Consider the following 15,001-nt stretch of genomic DNA (forward strand, 5'->3'; position numbering starts at 1 on the left):
ACGGGATGAAACCTGATATGGACCGGTTTCATCCCGCTTGTTGTCATTCGCTCGGAACTGATGTGCTCAGAACTCTGGGGGCCGAAGCAACAAGCGCTGTGAAGGGGCTCTCACCCATGCGCCCGGCCAAAATTTTAGGGATATTACAGGAATCGCTGCCCGGCGACTACCCCCGCCACCATGGTCAGGGTTATCGCAGCTACCGATTAGCACCCCCTCGACGGTCCGGCGCTCCGGGGCCTGTCGCCGGAATAGCCTTGAGCGGGCTGCCATCTGCGTTCGCCCTGCACCCATGGAGCCGGTAGCAACTGACCCGGTCACCCTGACCGAGTCAGCCCAGACCGAGTCACTCCAGACCGAGCACATCCTGCATCGCATAGCGGCCGTTGCCCTGACCGGCGACCCAGCGTGCCGCGCGCACCGCGCCCTTGGCAAAGGTCATGCGACTGGAGGCCTTGTGAGTGATCTCGATGCGCTCACCCTCGGTGGCGAACATCACCGTATGCTCACCGACGATATCCCCGGCGCGCACGGTGGCGAAGCCGATCTCCTTGTCGCTGCGCGGGCCACACTGACCGACACGCTCATACACACCGTACTCCTTGAGCGGGCGCTCCAGGGCATCGGCCATTACCTCGCCCATCTTGAGCGCCGTGCCGGAGGGCGCATCCACCTTGTGGCGATGGTGCGCCTCGATCACCTCGATATCATAGCCCTCGTCGCCCAGCGCCTTGGCCGCGGTTTCCAGGAGCTTGAGGGTCAGATTGACCCCGACGCTCATATTGGGCGCGAAGACGAAGGGCAGCCGCTCGCTGTAGCCCTCCAGCGTGGCCAGCTCCTCATCGGCAAGCCCGGTGGTCCCGATCACCATGCGCTTGCCATGCTCGGCACAGAACGCCAGGTTGGCCAGCGTGACCCGGGGGGCGGTGAAGTCGATCAGCACATCGAAGTCGTCGACGATGGCCTCCAGCGACTCCACGGCGGCCACGCCCAGCCTGCCGACTCCCGCCAGCTCGCCGATATCGGCTCCCGCCAGCGTACTGCCCGGTTCGACGATGCCCCCCGCCAGGGTGGCGCCATCATCCTGCTGAACGGCTTTGACCAGGGTGCGGCCCATGCGGCCGGCGACACCGACGATGGCGATACGGGTCATAGGAACTCCTGCGTAAGCGGTAGGTTGGCGAATGACCGGAGTATATCAGAGCGAAGGCTATCCCAGCCGTGGCGAGGGCCGCTCATGCCGCATCAGCAGCACCATGGCCAGCAGGACCGTGAGGCTGCCGGGCAGCCACACCCAGCCGATCTGCTGCGGCGAGCGTATGAATAGCAGCAGCATGGAGACGAAGGGCACCAGATAGCCGTAAGCGGTGACCACTCCCGGGGTCAGCGCCGCGGTGGCTCGCTGCATCAGCCAGAAGGTCAGGGCGCTGGAGCAGAGTCCCAGATAGACCAGCAGCGCCAGATCCAGGGCGGTCATGTTCGCCAGATGCTCCAGTGGCTCGGTGGCGAGTCCCAGCGCGCCGACCAGCACGCCCCCCAGCCCCAGGCTCCAGAAGGTGCGTACCGCCGCCGACTCCGGCAAACGCCCGGTGGCCAGCCCCCAGCGGCTAAGCACCGGATAGAGCGCCGAGGAGAGGCAGCCCGCGAAGAACACCGCCTCGCCGAGGCCGAAACTCAGCTCGCCGCCCTGTTGCCACCCCTCGGCAACAGCCAGCCCCAGGGCACCGACGGCCCCCAGGGCGAGGATCGCCGGCAGCCGCCAGCCCTGGGCCTCCACTCGCAACCCTCGCCCCAACAGAAAGGCCAGCAGCGGTACCGTGACATACAGGGTCGCCATGGAGAGTGCCGTGGCGTGATGGGCGGCCCAGAACATGGCTGCGAAGAAGCCGGCCAGGCATGCCCCCATCAGCGCATAGAGCAACAGGCTTTGCCTACGCGGCACGAAGTTCGCCGAACGCCTGGCCAGCGGATAGAGGCCGGCGCAGGCGATGGCGAAGCGCAGGGCGGTAAGCAGCAGCGGCGGCAGCTCGCTCATCAGCCCCACCACGGGAAAGGAGAGCCCTACCAGAATGGCCCACACCAGCATGCCGAGATGGGCGCCACGGAGGGTGACGTTCTGGCTCACGCCTCCCAGACGATATCCAGCTCGACGCCCCGGAGCTCATCCAGGGCATTGTCCACCTGGCGCTCGAGTTCGTCGTGGCTCTCATCATCCAGGGCCTCCACCACCACCAGCAGCTTGTCCGGCTGGGCCTGCAGGTAGCAACTGCCCTCCTCGAAGATCACCTGCACCGGATCACTGGCACGATCTATCTCCTTGGCACCGGCCCAGCGCTTGCAGAGCTGATCGATCAGGGCCGCCGCATCCTCGGCGTGCAACTCGGCGCGTGAAATAGGCATAACGCTTATCCTCTGCAGAAATGTCGAGGCTTCAGACTATGATGCCGCCTCGTGGAACGCCACCCCCTCCCCGCCTACGCTGCCCACCACGCTACCGGCGCCAACGGGAGTCACATCGGGCGACTTCCTGGCACACTAGGGCTATCCAGGACACCAGTCATGACCGGGAGGGTTAGCCAATGCTCATCAACTGCGTGGTCTACGACAAGGGCCATCGCCTGCACGATATCCAGCCCGACCAGATCGGCGACTACCTGGGGCAGCCCGACCGATTTGTCTGGGTGGCCCTGCACGACCCCAGCGCACAGGAGATGGCACACTACCAGGAGGCGTTCGGCCTTCATGAGCTGGCCGTGGAGGACACCCTGAAGGGTGACCAGCGCCCCAAGCTCGAGGAGTATGACTCGGCACTGTTCATGATCATGCACATGGTCGCCATGGTCGACGGCGAACTGCAGTCCGGCCAGGTGGCGGTATTTGCCGGCCCTGGCTACGTGCTATCGGTGCGACTGCATCCGGGCCAGGGCTTCGCCGAGGTGCGCAAACGTTGCGAAAGCGACCCCGCGCTGCTGAGCCAGGGCCCAGCCTTCGTGCTCTACGCACTGCTGGATGCGGTGGTCGATCACTACTTCCCGGTGGTGCAGGCGCTGGAGGCGGAACTGGAGAGCATCGAGGACGAAATCTTCGTTCAAGGGTCGGCTCGCACCAGCCTGGAGCGGCTCTACCAGCTCAAGCGACAGGCCATGCAGCTGAAGCACGCCGCCATGCCGCTGGGCGAAGCGGTCAGTCATCTGTTCGGCGGGCGAGTACCGGCACTCTGTCTCGAGACCCGGGAATACTTCCGCGACGTCTACGACCACCTGCACCGCATCGAGTCGGCGGTGGACACCATCCGCGAGATGATCATCACCGCCATCCAGGTGAACCTCTCGTTGGTGGCCATCGACGAGGGCGAGGTGAACAAGCGGCTCGCCGCCTGGGCGGCGATCTTCGCCGTGGCCACCATCTTCGCCGGCATCTGGGGGATGAACTTCACCCATATGCCCGAGCTCGACTGGCGGATCGGCTACCCCCTGGCCCTGCTGGTCATGGGCGGCGCCTGCGGCGGCCTCTATCGACGCTTCCGCCGCGCCGGGTGGCTGTAGCGCTGTCTGTGCGGATGTCCTAACGTAATAGCTTATCAACTGTAGTGAAACCGATGGAGAAGAACCCATGGAGTGGGCACATGGATGAACGCCTGACCTGTCTCAATCATCTCCGCACGGGTAGCCCCTACAACAAGCCCTGCCTGCTGCTGGCGGTGATCTGCGAGATTCAATGCGGTCATATCACCACCCACCGGGTACAGATCAACCCTCGGCTTCTGTCCCGCTATCACGATCTTTACGAACTGGTCAGCGGTGAGCGCCACAGGGCCAACCCCTGGCTACCGCTGTGGCATCTTCGCAATGACCGGGGGCCTGCGGGCCCAATCTGGTCACCCGATTACGCTGATAGCCTGGCCCCCGTGGCCGACCAGCTGGGCCAGCCAAGGTCGATGAATCAGCTGCTCGAGCGCTTCAGCTCCGCCCGGCTCGATGACGAGCTGTTCGCCGCCCTGCAGAAGAGCGACCTCGCCCGCGAGGCCTGCTCCTTGCTGGCCCATCGCTACCTTGGCGATGACAAGGCGACGCTTGAGCGCCTGATGAGCCACCTCGACACCGAACTGGCCAGTGGCGACTACCAGCGGCACCCGGAACGACTCGCCGACGGGATCAAGGAGGCCGCCCCGGTCCCCGCCCGCTCAGCCGCCTTTCGATCGCTGGTACTGGAAGCCTACGACTATCGCTGTGCGGCCAGCCGGCTGCGCTATATCACTCCCGACTATCGCTACCTGGTCGAGGCGGCCCACCTGATTCCCTTCAGCGTTACCCAGGACGACAGGCCGAGCAACGGCCTGGCGCTGACTCCCAACCTGCACTGGGCCATGGATAACCACCTGATCGCGCCGGGGCCGGATCACCACTGGCATGTCAGCCCCGCGGTGGATCATCTGGTAGCGGACAACGACTGGCTGTGCCGCCTCGATCGCCAGCCGCTGGTGCTGCCCAGGGATGAACGCTGGCGGCCCGCCCCCGAGGCCCTGGCCTGGCGCCTGGATCACCTGCGGCGCTGAGTCATGCCTTGATGAGTCATGGCTTGAAATGCAGCAGGGCCCCGTCACCTCTCGATGACGGGGCCCTGCCAGGCGCTTGCCAGGAAGAAACCGTTACGGTTTCATATCTTCGAAGAACTTCTTCACGCCGTCGAAGAAACCGCTCTTCTTGGGCGAGTGGTGGGCACTGCTGGAACCCCCCAGGCTGTCTTGGAACTGACGCAGCAGCTCCTTCTGTTCTTCGTTGAGCTTCACCGGCGTCTCGATCACCACCTTGCAGATCAGGTCGCCAGGTGCGCCACCGCGCACCGGCTTGACGCCCTTGCCGCGCAGGCGGAAGAGCTTGCCGGTCTGGGTCTCGGCCGGGATCTTCAGCTTGACCCGCCCCGCCAGGGTGGGCACCTCGAGCTCGCCACCCAGCGCCGCATCGACGAAGTTGATCGGCACCTCGCACTGCAGGTTGCGGCCGTCGCGCTGGAAGATCGGGTGCGGCTTGATCGCCACCTGCACGTAGAGATCGCCGGGCGGGCCGCCATTGACGCCCGATTCGCCTTCGCCGTTGAGACGAATGCGGTCGCCGGTATCCACGCCGGCGGGAATCTTCACCGACAGGGTGCGGGTCTCACGCACACGTCCCTCGCCATGACACTTGTGGCACGGCACCTTGATGTGCTGGCCGGAGCCATGACAGGTCGGGCAGGTCTGCTGCACGGCGAAGAAGCCCTGCTGCATGCGCACCTGGCCGTGGCCGGAACAGGTCGGGCAGGTCTCCTTGCTGGAGCCCGGCTCGGCACCCTCGCCGTCACAGCGCTCACACTCGATATGGCGCGGCACACGGATATCCACGCTGGTGCCGGACACGGCATCCTCGAGGTCGAGCTCGAGGTTGTAGCGCAGGTCGCTGCCGCGGGCCGGGGCGTTGGGGTGACGCCGGCCACCGCCGCCGCCGAAGATATCGCCGAACACGTCGCCGAAGATATCGCTGAAGCCACCGGCCCCGGCGCCACCGAAGCCGCCTCCGCCGAAGCCACCGCCCTGGCCGTCCACGCCGGCATGACCGAACTGGTCATAGGCGGCACGCTTCTCGCCGTCGCTGAGTACCTCGTAGGCCTCGGAGACCTCGCGAAACTTCTCCGCCGCGCTGTCATCATCCGGATTGCGGTCGGGATGGAATTTCTGGGCGAGCCGGCGGTAGGCCTTTTTGATCTCTTTGGTATCGGCACCGCGCTCTACGCCCAGCACCTCGTAATAGTCGCGTTTGGACATGGGTCTGTCCGCCTCCGTCGCGGTCCCTCGGAAACACCAGCGCGGGAGTCAGGCCCCCGCGCTGGTGTCATCCATGGCTTAGATGCGTCGTTCAGATGCGTGGTTTACTGCTTCTTCTGGTCGTCGTTGACTTCTTCGTACTCGGCGTCGACCACGTCATCTTCCGGCTTGGCACCGGCGTCGCCCGCCTCGGCACCTTCCTGCTGGCCGGCTTCGGCCTGGGCGGCGTACATCTTCTGCGCCAGGTTGCCGGAGGCCTCGGTCAGCTTGTCGAGCTTGGCCTGGATGTCGTCCTTGTCGTCACCCTTGATAGCCTCTTCCAGCTCCTTGGCGGCGCTTTCGATGGCTTCCTTCTCCTCGTCGGTGGCGTGCTCACCGGCTTCTTCCACGGTCTTGCGTGCGGCGTGGACCATGCCATCGGCCTGGTTGCGCAGCTGAACCAGCTCCTCGAACTTCTTGTCCTCGTCGGCGTGGGCCTCGGCGTCCCGGACCATCTGCTCGATCTCGTCGTCGGAGAGACCGCTGGAGGCCTTGATGACGATCGACTGCTCCTTACCGGTAGCCTTGTCCTTGGCGGACACGTTGAGGATGCCGTTGGCGTCCAGGTCGAAGGCGACCTCGATCTGCGGCACGCCGCGCGGTGCCGGCGGAATGTCGGCCAGGTCGAAGCGACCCAGTGACTTGTTGCCGCCCGCCTGCTTGCGCTCACCCTGCAGCACGTGGATGGTCACGGCGGTCTGGTTGTCATCCGCGGTCGAGAAGGTCTGGGTCTTCTTGGTCGGGATGGTGGTGTTCTTCTCGATCAGCGGCGTCATCACGCCACCCAGGGTCTCGATGCCCAGGGTCAGCGGCGTGACGTCGAGCAGCAGCACATCCTTGACGTCGCCGCCCAGCACGCCGCCCTGGATGGCAGCACCCACGGCCACGGCCTCGTCCGGGTTGACGTCCTTGCGGGCCTCCTTGCCGAAGAAGTCGGCAACCGACTGCTGGACCATGGGCATGCGGGTCTGACCACCGACCAGGATGACGTCATCGATCTCGGAGGCGGATAGGCCGGCATCCTTGAGCGCGGTCTTGCAGGGCTCGAGAGAGCGCTTGACCAGGTCCTCGACCAGCGACTCGAGCTTGGCACGGGTCACCTTGACGTTGAGGTGCTTGGGACCGGTGTTGTCGGCCGTGATGTACGGCAGGTTGACGTCGGTCTGCTGGGCGCTGGAGAGCTCGATCTTGGCCTTCTCGGCGGCTTCCTTGAGGCGCTGCATGGCCAGGGTGTCGCCGGACAGGTCGATGCCGCTGTCGCTCTTGAACTGGTCGACCAGGTAGTTGATCAGCGCCAGATCGAAGTCCTCACCACCCAGGAAGGTGTCACCGTTGGTGGCCAGCACCTCGAACTGGGTCTCGCCGTCGACATCCGCCACCTCGATGATGGAGATATCGAAGGTGCCGCCGCCCAGATCGTAGACCGCGATGGTCTTGTCGCCACGCGACTTGTCCATGCCGTAGGCCAGCGCCGCTGCGGTCGGCTCGTTGATGATGCGCTTGACCTCGAGCCCGGCGATGCGACCCGCGTCCTTGGTGGCCTGGCGCTGGCTGTCGTTGAAGTAGGCCGGCACGGTGATGACCGCCTCGGTGACTTCCTCACCCAGGTAATCTTCCGCGGTCTTCTTCATCTTCTTCAGCACTTCGGCGCTGACCTGGGGCGGTGCCAGCTTCTTGCCCTTCACCTCGACCCAGGCGTCGCCATTGTCGGCCTCGGCGATCTTGTAGGGCACCATCTTGATGTCCTTCTGGACCACGTCGTCCTTGTAGCGACGACCGATCAGGCGCTTGATGGCATACAGGGTGTTCTCGGGGTTGGTGACCGCCTGGCGCTTGGCCGACTGGCCCACCAGCGTCTCGCCGTCGTCGGTGTAGGCGATGACGGAAGGTGTGGTGCGGGTACCCTCGGCGTTCTCGATCACCTTGGCGCTGTCACCGTCGAGCACGGCGACACAGGAGTTGGTGGTGCCAAGGTCAATTCCAATGATGCGTCCCATAGGAAATCCTCGAAAGTCGTATGATGTATTCAGGAGTGGTATTCAGCGGCCTGCGCCGCGGAGTTGCTTTCTATCTGGGGGCCGTGGAGAACTTTTCAAGCCCTGCGACCCGGATTTGTTGCCGCTCAGCCGGCAGCCTGGCTGACCACCACCATGGCCGGACGCACCAGGCGACCGTTGAGCAGATAGCCCTTCTGGACCACCTCCATCACGCTGTTGGGGTCGAGCTCGGGGTTGGGCACCATGGCCATGGCCTCGTGGTACTGCGGGTCGAAGGGCTCACCGGCGGGGTCCACCACCTCGACGCCGAACTTGCCGAGCACATCGAGCTGCAGCTTGAGGGTCATGGAGACACCTTCGCGATGGCTCTCGCTCGCTCCGTCGGCCATGGCCTCCAGCGCTTTCTCGAGGCTGTCGACCACCGGCAGCAGCTCCTTGACGAACTTCTCCAGGGCGAACTTGCGCGCCTTCTCGGCGTCCTGCTCGGCGCGGCGGCGTACATTCTGGGCCTCGGCGGCGGCGCGCAGCGCCTGGTCCTTGGCCTCCGCCACGCTCTGCTCGAGCTCCTCGACGCGGGCCGCCAGTACCTCGGCCTCGGGGTTGTCACTCTCCACTGCCGCCTGGTCGGCCTGATCAACGGCCTCAGCCGCGTCCTCCAGCTCGCCTTCCACGAGCTCGGGCTGGGCCTGGGGCTCTGCCTCCTCCTCGTGGCGCTTGAGCTCCTCGTCCAGCGGGGTCTGGGGGTCTTGGGCCATGGGTCTCTCCTGAAGCGCTTGTCTTGGGTGCGAAAACGGCGTCGCGAGGGCGCCGATGCTGCATGTGTGGCTACGTGAAACGGTTATGCCCGCTATATGGGGACGCCTCGTCGGAACTCAAGGCATCACGTTTCGACTCGCGCTTCGACTCGTTTTACAACCAGGTTTCAACAACCGACCGTGCATTGTCGGGAGCCCTGAACTACTGTATAAAAACTCAAATCTTGTATGCATGAACAGTAGACAGCAGACAGGCCCGCCCGGGGAGACACCATGCTGACGGAACTTGCCATTCGCGACTTCGCCATCGTCGACCATCTCGAACTGGAGCTCGCCGGCGGCATGACCGCCATCACCGGCGAGACCGGCGCCGGTAAATCGATCCTGCTCGGGGCCCTCGGCCTCTGCCTGGGCGAACGCGCCGATGCCGCCAGCGTACGCCACGGCCGGGAGCGCGCCGACCTCTCCGCCCGCTTCGATATCACCGACCTGCCCCAGGCCCGCGACTGGCTGGCCGCCCGGGAGCTGCCCGGCGACGACTGCCTGCTGCGGCGAGTGATCAGCGCCAACGGTCGCTCCAAGGCATGGATCAACGGCCAGCCGGTGACGATCGCCGATCTGCGCGGCCTGGGTGAGCACCTGATCGAGGTGCATGGGCAGCATGCCCATCAGCAGCTGTTGCGCGAGGAGACCCATCTGCGCCTGCTCGACGACTTCGCCGGACATCGCGATACCGTCGCCAGCATGGCCGAGCGCTTTCGCGCCTGGCAGGCCGCTCGGCGACGGCTCAAGCGCCTGGCCGAGGATGGCGACGAGCTGAGCGCCCGCCGCCAGCTGGTGCGCTACCAGGTCGAGGAGCTCGACCAGCTGGGCCTCGCCGAGGGCGAACTGAAGGCCCTGGAGGAGGAGCAGGAGGAGCTGGCCCACGCCGAGGAGCGCCTGCGCGAGGCACAGTTCGCCAGCGAGTGCTGCGACAATGACGAGGGTGGTGCCATCAGCTGCCTCACCCAGGCGATTACTCGGCTCGAAACGCTGCCTGGCTGCGACCGCGGCCGCCTGGCGGAGACGCTGGCCATGCTCGGGGAGGCGCGCATCCAGGTCGAGGAGGCGGCCCGCGAGCTGACCCACCTCGCCGCGGATACCGAGCTCGACCCCGAGCGCCTGGCCTGGGTGGATGAGCGCCTGGGGGCCGTGCACCGCCTGGCGCGCAAGCACCATGTGATGCCCGAGGAGCTGCTAGCGCTGCATCAGGACCTGCGGACCGAACTGGCGACCCTCGAGGAGGGTGATCAGGACCTGGACAGCCTCTCCGCCGAGGTCGAGGCCCTGCGCGAGGAGTGGAAGCGCCTGGCCCGGGAGGTAGGCGAGGCGCGCCGCCAGGCGGCCGCACGTTTCGGCGAGGCCGTGCAGGAGCAGCTCACCTTCCTGGCCATGGGCAAGGCATGCTTCGAGGTCGAGGTGAGCGAGCGTGAGACGCCCGCCGCCGAGGGGCTGGACAGCGTGCGCTTCCTGATTGCCGCCAACCCCGGCCAGCCGGCACGGCCACTGGCCAAGGTCGCCTCGGGGGGCGAGCTGTCGCGCATCAGCCTGGCGATCCAGGTGGTGGCGGCACGCCACTCCACCATCCCCAGCCTGGTGTTCGACGAAGTGGATGTGGGTATCTCCGGCGCCACCGCCGAGATCGTCGGCCAGCTGCTGCGCCGGCTCGGCGAGCAGGGGCAGGTGATGACGGTGACCCACCTGCCCCAGGTGGCGGCTCAGGCCCACCGCCATCTGCATATCGAGAAGCAGGCCGAGGGCGACACCACCCTGACCCGCATGGCACTGCTCGATGAGGCCGGTCGGGTCGGCGAGCTGGCGCGCATGCTGGGCGGGGTCAACCTCTCCGACCGCACCCTGGCTCATGCCCGGGAGATGCTCGATGCCAGCCAGCACCCCCACCATTGATCGCTGCCTGACCGCCGAACAGTGAGTACCGGCCGAGGATAATAGGCCCACAAACACCACGGCCCCGATCACTGATCGGGGCCGTGGTGTTTGTGGTTGGCGCTGTTTCAGACTGGCGCTGCCTCAGGCTGGCGTCGCCGGCATACGAGCACGACTACTTGCGCGGCGGACCATCCAGGCGGGTCGCATTGGAGCCACGCGGACGGACATAGAGCACCAGGTCGTGATCGACAAGCTCGTAGCCATGCTCCTCGGCGATCTCCTGCTGGCGGCGCTCGATCACCTCGTCGAAGAACTCAACGATCTCGCCGCTCTCGAGGCACACCATATGATCATGGTGCTCCTCCTGAGAGATCTCGAACACGGCGTGCCCCCCATCGAAGTTGTGACGGACCACCAGGCCCGCCGCCTCGAATTGGGTCAGCACACGATAGACGGTGGCGAGGCCAACGTCTTCACCGGCATCCAACAGAGTCTTGTAGACATCCTCGGCGCTCAGGTGATGCTCGCCCTGGGCGTTTTCCAGGATCTGCAGAATCTTGACGCGCGGCAGGGTCACCTTGAGACCGGCCTTGCGTAATTCATGGTTCTGGTCGGCCATGGTAGCTCTTCGCAGTAACGGGTAGGGTCGGGTATGATCGACCGAAACCACGATAGTGAAGAACAGGCGCAAATGCAAAAGTTGACCAAAATCGTCACCCTTACCATCGCCCTGCTGCTGGCTAGCGGCTGCAGCTACTTCGGGGTCTACAAGCGCGACATTCCCCAGGGCAACCTGGTGACCGCCGAGATGGTGGGACAGCTGCGCACCGGCATGACGCGTGACGACGTCATCTATGTGATGGGCAGCCCTCTGCTGGAGGCACCCTTCGATGCCAGCCAGTGGGACTACCTCTTCTACCTGGACAAGGCCTACGAGGGCACCGAGCGCCGTCGCGTCACCTTGACCTTCGATGGCAACCGCCTGGTGGATATCCAGCGTGAAGGGGATCTCGACGGCGCGATCGAGATGCGCCAGGACGAGGGTGGTCCATCGCCGGACGCCGGCACCGGCACGCCACTGGCGACGCCCAACGCCGTTCCCGCCGACCAGCGCTGATAGCAGCCAGCCTGGCCAAGCGACGCCTCGCCGAGTATCCGCCCGGCGGGGCGTCAGCGTCTGGTGTTGGCGCGGGCCTGGCGGGCGGCCTTGGGGTCGATGATCAGTGCACGATAGACCTCGACCCGGTCACCGGCGCGTAACCGATGGGATTCGGGCTCGCGAAGGCGCTTGCCGAACAGCCCCAGGTCGGGAGCACTGAAGGCCTCGGCGGGCAGTTCGGGAAAGTGTGACGGCAGGTTGGCCAGTGCCACGACTTCGCTTGCCGTGGTGCCGAGTGGCACCCGCAGAGCGATGATGCGCTGCTTCTCCGGGAGGGCGAAGGCGACCTCGACATCGATCTCGGCCATGCCTTAGCGCCCGTAAAGGTCGTTGGCACGGCGCGTGAAGGAGTCGACCAGCTGCCCCGCCACCTGCTGGAAGAGCTTGCCGAAGGCCATGCCGAGCAGGCGATTGGCAAACTCGAACTCCATCTCCAGGCTCACCTTGCAGGTGTTCTCGCCCATGGGGGTGAACAGCCAGCGGCCGCGCAGGCGCTTGAAGGGGCCGCTGACCAGCGACATCTCGATGCGCTCGGGTTCGATCAGGTCGTTGCGGGTCATGATGCTCTGCTCGATGCCGGCCCGACCCAGCGTCATCTCGCCGATCAGGTGTGACTCGTCACGCTCCACCAGGCGGGCGCGGCGGCAGCCCGGCAGGAACTCCGGGTAGCGCTCAAAGTCATTGACCAGATCGAACATTTCCTGGGGGGTATGCCGCACCATGGCGGTTCGGTTAACCGTTGGCATTGCGCTCCTCGCTGACTTCACGGTGCCCAGGGCGTATCATGGGCCGTCATTTCAGGCCTTGAATGGTACCACGCTTCCCCACATCTCGGAGGAAGCCGCCACGGACAAGACACGATACGAGGTTTCATGGCCAACAAGAAAGGCAAGGGCAAGGGCCCCGGCAGCAACGTCATCGCCTTGAACAAGAAGGCGCGCTTCGAATACCACATCGAGGAGAGCTTCGAGGCCGGCCTGGTGCTGGCGGGCTGGGAGGTCAAGAGTCTGCGGGCGGGCAAGGCCCAGCTCACCGATACCTATATCCTGGTCAAGAACGGCGAGGCCTGGCTGCTGGGCAGCCATATCCTGCCGCTCAACACCGCGAGCACCCACGAGGTGGCCGACCCCACGCGCACTCGCAAGCTGCTGCTGCACAAGAAGGAGATCGCCAGGATCTTCTCGCGCACCCAGGACAAGGGGCACACCTGTGTGCCACTCAAGCTCTACTGGAAGGGCAACCGGGTGAAGTGCGAGCTGGCGCTGGTGACCGGCAAGAAGCTGCACGACAAGCGTGCCACCGAGAAGGATCGCGACTGGCAGCGCCAGAAGGGACGCATCATGCGGGAACAAAACCGTGGCTGACCTGTCATATCAAGCAACATCCTGTTAGGATGGACGTTAAGGGGGCGACATGGTTTCGACGCCGGTGACAACCCCTGCGGTGCATGCCGAGAGCGTGATGTATCTCGTAAATCCAACATCACGACTAAATAGTCGCAAACGACGACAACTACGCTCAGGGCGCGCTGGCAGCTTAATAGCCGCTAGCTTCTAGTCCGGCCCCGAAGTGATGTGCCCATTCATCACGGAGGGGATACGAGCCAAGAATGATGGGATCGCGATCGGTAGTGTCCTCTTGCTGGTCGCTAAACTTTAGAGGAATCGCGTGGCTGGATCCTGACCGTCGGAGCCAGTAGCGTTAAATCAAATGACGGAATCTAAGCATGTAGAGCCAATGGGCGAGTGCTGGCGGACGCGGGTTCAATTCCCGCCGCCTCCACCAACCACAGGTTTCAGGAGTTACCAAGAAACGCCAGAAACCGCATGAACAGGGGCCCTAGGGCCCCTTTCTTGTTTCAGGAGTTCCCAAGTCATGCTTTGACATACCCCCAATGCTGGGGGTACATATGGGGGTACATCGTCGAAACCATAATCTGGTACCCCCAACACACTGCAGACCGCATCAGCCGCGGCTTCTGAACCACCTCTCCGTTACAAGCGGCCCAAGGTGGGGGTACCAGCCAAGCTCGCTGCGAGGTACCCCCATGAGCCGCCAGATCAACAAGCTTTCAGCCACTGCCGTGAAGACTGCGAAGCCCAAGGATAGGACCACCAGGATGGCCGATGGCGGGGGGCTCTATCTTGAGATCCGACCGACTGGCAGCAAGTACTGGCGTATGAAGTACCGCTTTGGCGGCAAAGAACGGTTGCTCGCGATCGGCACCTACCCGGCAGTATCCCTGGCGGACGCGCGAAAAGCTCGCGACAAGGCCAAGGATCAGCTTGCCGGGTAAAGGGCATCGAATCTATCCCTACCGGCTACGTGGACTGACGATCGATCGGCCGAATCAGGTGTGGGCGACCGACATCAGCTACCTCCCGTTAGCACGTGGGTTCATGTATCTGGTGGCAGTGATGGACTGGCACAGTCGTCGAGTGTTGTCCTGGCGGGTCTCCAACACGCTGGACACCGACTTCTGTGTTGATGCCCTAGAAGAAGCGCTGGCACGTTATGGGCCGCCGGAAATCTTCAATAGCGATCAAGGATGCCAATTCACCAGCCAGGCCTTCACCAACGTCCTCGAGGCTAACGGCGTGGCCATCAGCATGGACGGCAAGGGCTGCTACCGGGATAATATCTTCGTGGAGCGGCTCTGGCGAAGCGTGAAGTACGAATGCGTGTACCTGACGGCGTTTGAGGACGGCGCTCATCTGAAGCGAGCGTTGAGGAACTACTTCGCGTGGTACAACCGGGAGCGACCCCACCAAGGACTGGACGATGCGACACCAGATGAGATGTACTTCCCCCAACCAGTGAAACAGGCGGCCTGACGCCGATGATGACCCGATCCGAGCTTAGCTGACCTGTCAGGTGGTCCGAAGGATGGGGACCACTTCAGTTCTGTGAGTGATCATACACTCATAATCAGGTGGCAAGATTCACTATGCCACTACAAAATCGTCCTGGCATGGATGACCTATGCAACTGCCACATAGAAAGCATCGGCCCATTCTATTTTTTCTGATAAAACTAATTTGACGTAACTTCGATTTCTACAAAGGAAAAAGGAAAATCATTATCATTAATCACATTGTGTTCAACACCTGCCTCCCGAACGTAGGACTCTCCTGGTAGCAGCGCTGCATAACTTTTTGTATCGTTGGCTTCGAGTGCCAGTGTACCCTTGGACAAGGGAACAACCACATAGTCATGTGCATGAAGGTGCCAGCCTGTCTCTCCCCCAGGCGGGAAGTCCCAGCGGGTGACAATAACACCTAACTCATTGATTTGCTTGGTGAAAATAGCTTGAGAGCGTGAC

At 64.0% G+C, this 15,001-nt stretch carries 16 protein-coding genes, 1 other RNA gene and 1 pseudogene; 8 read left to right on the forward strand and 10 right to left on the reverse strand.

Annotation, left to right across the window (positions count from 1 at the left end):
- Positions 1–346: 346 nt before the first annotated feature.
- The 3 genes from dapB to E0702_RS06280 are packed head-to-tail and all read right to left on the reverse strand — an operon-like array spanning position 347 to position 2,400.
- Positions 347–1,153: a 4-hydroxy-tetrahydrodipicolinate reductase gene (gene dapB / locus E0702_RS06270; RefSeq protein WP_132042129.1), complete on the reverse strand. Its 807-nt coding sequence runs from the start codon at positions 1,151–1,153 to the stop codon at positions 347–349.
- Between the two features lie 57 nt (positions 1,154–1,210).
- Complete coding sequence (locus tag E0702_RS06275) at positions 1,211–2,125, reverse strand: DMT family transporter (RefSeq protein WP_240721685.1); 915 nt, start codon at positions 2,123–2,125, stop codon at positions 1,211–1,213.
- Positions 2,122–2,400, reverse strand: a complete 279-nt coding sequence (locus E0702_RS06280; protein ID WP_132042130.1) for a DUF2218 domain-containing protein — start codon at positions 2,398–2,400, stop codon at positions 2,122–2,124. Before E0702_RS06280 ends, E0702_RS06275 begins: the two co-directional genes overlap by 4 nt.
- Positions 2,401–2,579: 179 nt before the next feature.
- Here E0702_RS06280 and corA point away from each other — a divergent pair, with 179 nt between their 5' ends.
- Together corA and E0702_RS06290 are read left to right on the forward strand one after the other, a co-directional pair.
- Positions 2,580–3,545, forward strand: coding sequence for a magnesium/cobalt transporter CorA (corA, locus tag E0702_RS06285; RefSeq protein ID WP_132042131.1), 966 nt, complete (start codon positions 2,580–2,582; stop codon positions 3,543–3,545).
- 80 nt (positions 3,546–3,625) lie between these two features.
- On the forward strand, positions 3,626–4,555 hold the full coding sequence (locus E0702_RS06290; RefSeq protein ID WP_161424098.1) for an HNH endonuclease: 930 nt from the start codon (positions 3,626–3,628) through the stop codon (positions 4,553–4,555).
- 93 nt (positions 4,556–4,648) lie between these two features.
- On the opposite strand, the gene dnaJ is transcribed toward E0702_RS06290, so the two are convergent.
- The 3 genes from dnaJ to grpE all read right to left on the reverse strand — a co-directional run bounded on the left by dnaJ (position 4,649) and on the right by grpE (position 8,591).
- Positions 4,649–5,800: a molecular chaperone DnaJ gene (gene dnaJ / locus E0702_RS06295; protein ID WP_132042133.1), complete on the reverse strand. Its 1,152-nt coding sequence runs from the start codon at positions 5,798–5,800 to the stop codon at positions 4,649–4,651.
- A 104-nt stretch (positions 5,801–5,904) separates the two neighbouring features.
- Entirely contained in the window at positions 5,905–7,836 is a 1,932-nt protein-coding gene (gene dnaK, locus E0702_RS06300; RefSeq protein ID WP_132042134.1) for a molecular chaperone DnaK, read from the reverse strand.
- A gap of 125 nt (positions 7,837–7,961) precedes the next feature.
- The gene (gene grpE / locus E0702_RS06305; RefSeq protein ID WP_132042135.1) at positions 7,962–8,591 is read right to left on the reverse strand and encodes a nucleotide exchange factor GrpE; all 630 of its coding nucleotides are present in this window, start codon (positions 8,589–8,591) and stop codon (positions 7,962–7,964) included.
- A gap of 273 nt (positions 8,592–8,864) precedes the next feature.
- Here grpE and recN point away from each other — a divergent pair, with 273 nt between their 5' ends.
- The gene (gene recN / locus E0702_RS06310; protein ID WP_132042136.1) at positions 8,865–10,538 is read left to right on the forward strand and encodes a DNA repair protein RecN; all 1,674 of its coding nucleotides are present in this window, start codon (positions 8,865–8,867) and stop codon (positions 10,536–10,538) included.
- Between the two features lie 154 nt (positions 10,539–10,692).
- Here the strand turns inward: recN and fur are convergent, their stop codons facing one another.
- A complete protein-coding gene (fur, locus tag E0702_RS06315; RefSeq protein ID WP_132042137.1) occupies positions 10,693–11,139 on the reverse strand; it encodes a ferric iron uptake transcriptional regulator in 447 nt (148 codons plus the stop codon).
- A 72-nt stretch (positions 11,140–11,211) separates the two neighbouring features.
- On the opposite strand from fur, the gene E0702_RS06320 reads away from it, so the two are divergent.
- Positions 11,212–11,637 (forward strand): outer membrane protein assembly factor BamE, encoded by a 426-nt coding sequence (locus E0702_RS06320; RefSeq protein WP_132042138.1) that lies wholly within the window; start codon positions 11,212–11,214, stop codon positions 11,635–11,637.
- 53 nt (positions 11,638–11,690) lie between these two features.
- Here E0702_RS06320 and E0702_RS06325 read toward each other — a convergent pair whose 3' ends face one another.
- Complete coding sequence (locus E0702_RS06325) at positions 11,691–11,987, reverse strand: RnfH family protein (RefSeq protein ID WP_132042139.1); 297 nt, start codon at positions 11,985–11,987, stop codon at positions 11,691–11,693.
- A gap of 3 nt (positions 11,988–11,990) precedes the next feature.
- Entirely contained in the window at positions 11,991–12,425 is a 435-nt protein-coding gene (locus E0702_RS06330; RefSeq protein ID WP_132042140.1) for a type II toxin-antitoxin system RatA family toxin, read from the reverse strand.
- Positions 12,426–12,551: 126 nt separating this feature from the next.
- On the opposite strand from E0702_RS06330, the gene smpB reads away from it, so the two are divergent.
- The 4 genes and pseudogenes from smpB to E0702_RS06350 form a co-directional block, all read left to right on the forward strand.
- Positions 12,552–13,043 (forward strand): SsrA-binding protein SmpB, encoded by a 492-nt coding sequence (gene smpB / locus E0702_RS06335; RefSeq protein WP_132042141.1) that lies wholly within the window; start codon positions 12,552–12,554, stop codon positions 13,041–13,043.
- 40 nt (positions 13,044–13,083) lie between these two features.
- Positions 13,084–13,464, forward strand: a transfer-messenger RNA (tmRNA) gene (gene ssrA / locus E0702_RS06340).
- Between the two features lie 334 nt (positions 13,465–13,798).
- Positions 13,799–13,975: an Arm DNA-binding domain-containing protein gene (locus tag E0702_RS06345; RefSeq protein WP_240721689.1), complete on the forward strand. Its 177-nt coding sequence runs from the start codon at positions 13,799–13,801 to the stop codon at positions 13,973–13,975.
- A pseudogene (locus tag E0702_RS06350) lies at positions 13,941–14,513 on the forward strand (IS3 family transposase); the annotation flags it as partial. The gene E0702_RS06345 and the pseudogene E0702_RS06350, both read left to right, overlap by 35 nt.
- A 199-nt stretch (positions 14,514–14,712) precedes the next feature.
- Here the strand turns inward: E0702_RS06350 and E0702_RS06355 are convergent.
- Positions 14,713–14,985 (reverse strand): cupin domain-containing protein, encoded by a 273-nt coding sequence (locus tag E0702_RS06355; protein ID WP_132042240.1) that lies wholly within the window; start codon positions 14,983–14,985, stop codon positions 14,713–14,715.
- Between the last annotated feature and the right edge of the window lie 16 nt (positions 14,986–15,001).

Source organism: Halomonas marinisediminis (assembly GCF_004347715.1).
Classification (GTDB): Bacteria; Pseudomonadota; Gammaproteobacteria; order Pseudomonadales; family Halomonadaceae; genus Halomonas; species Halomonas icarae.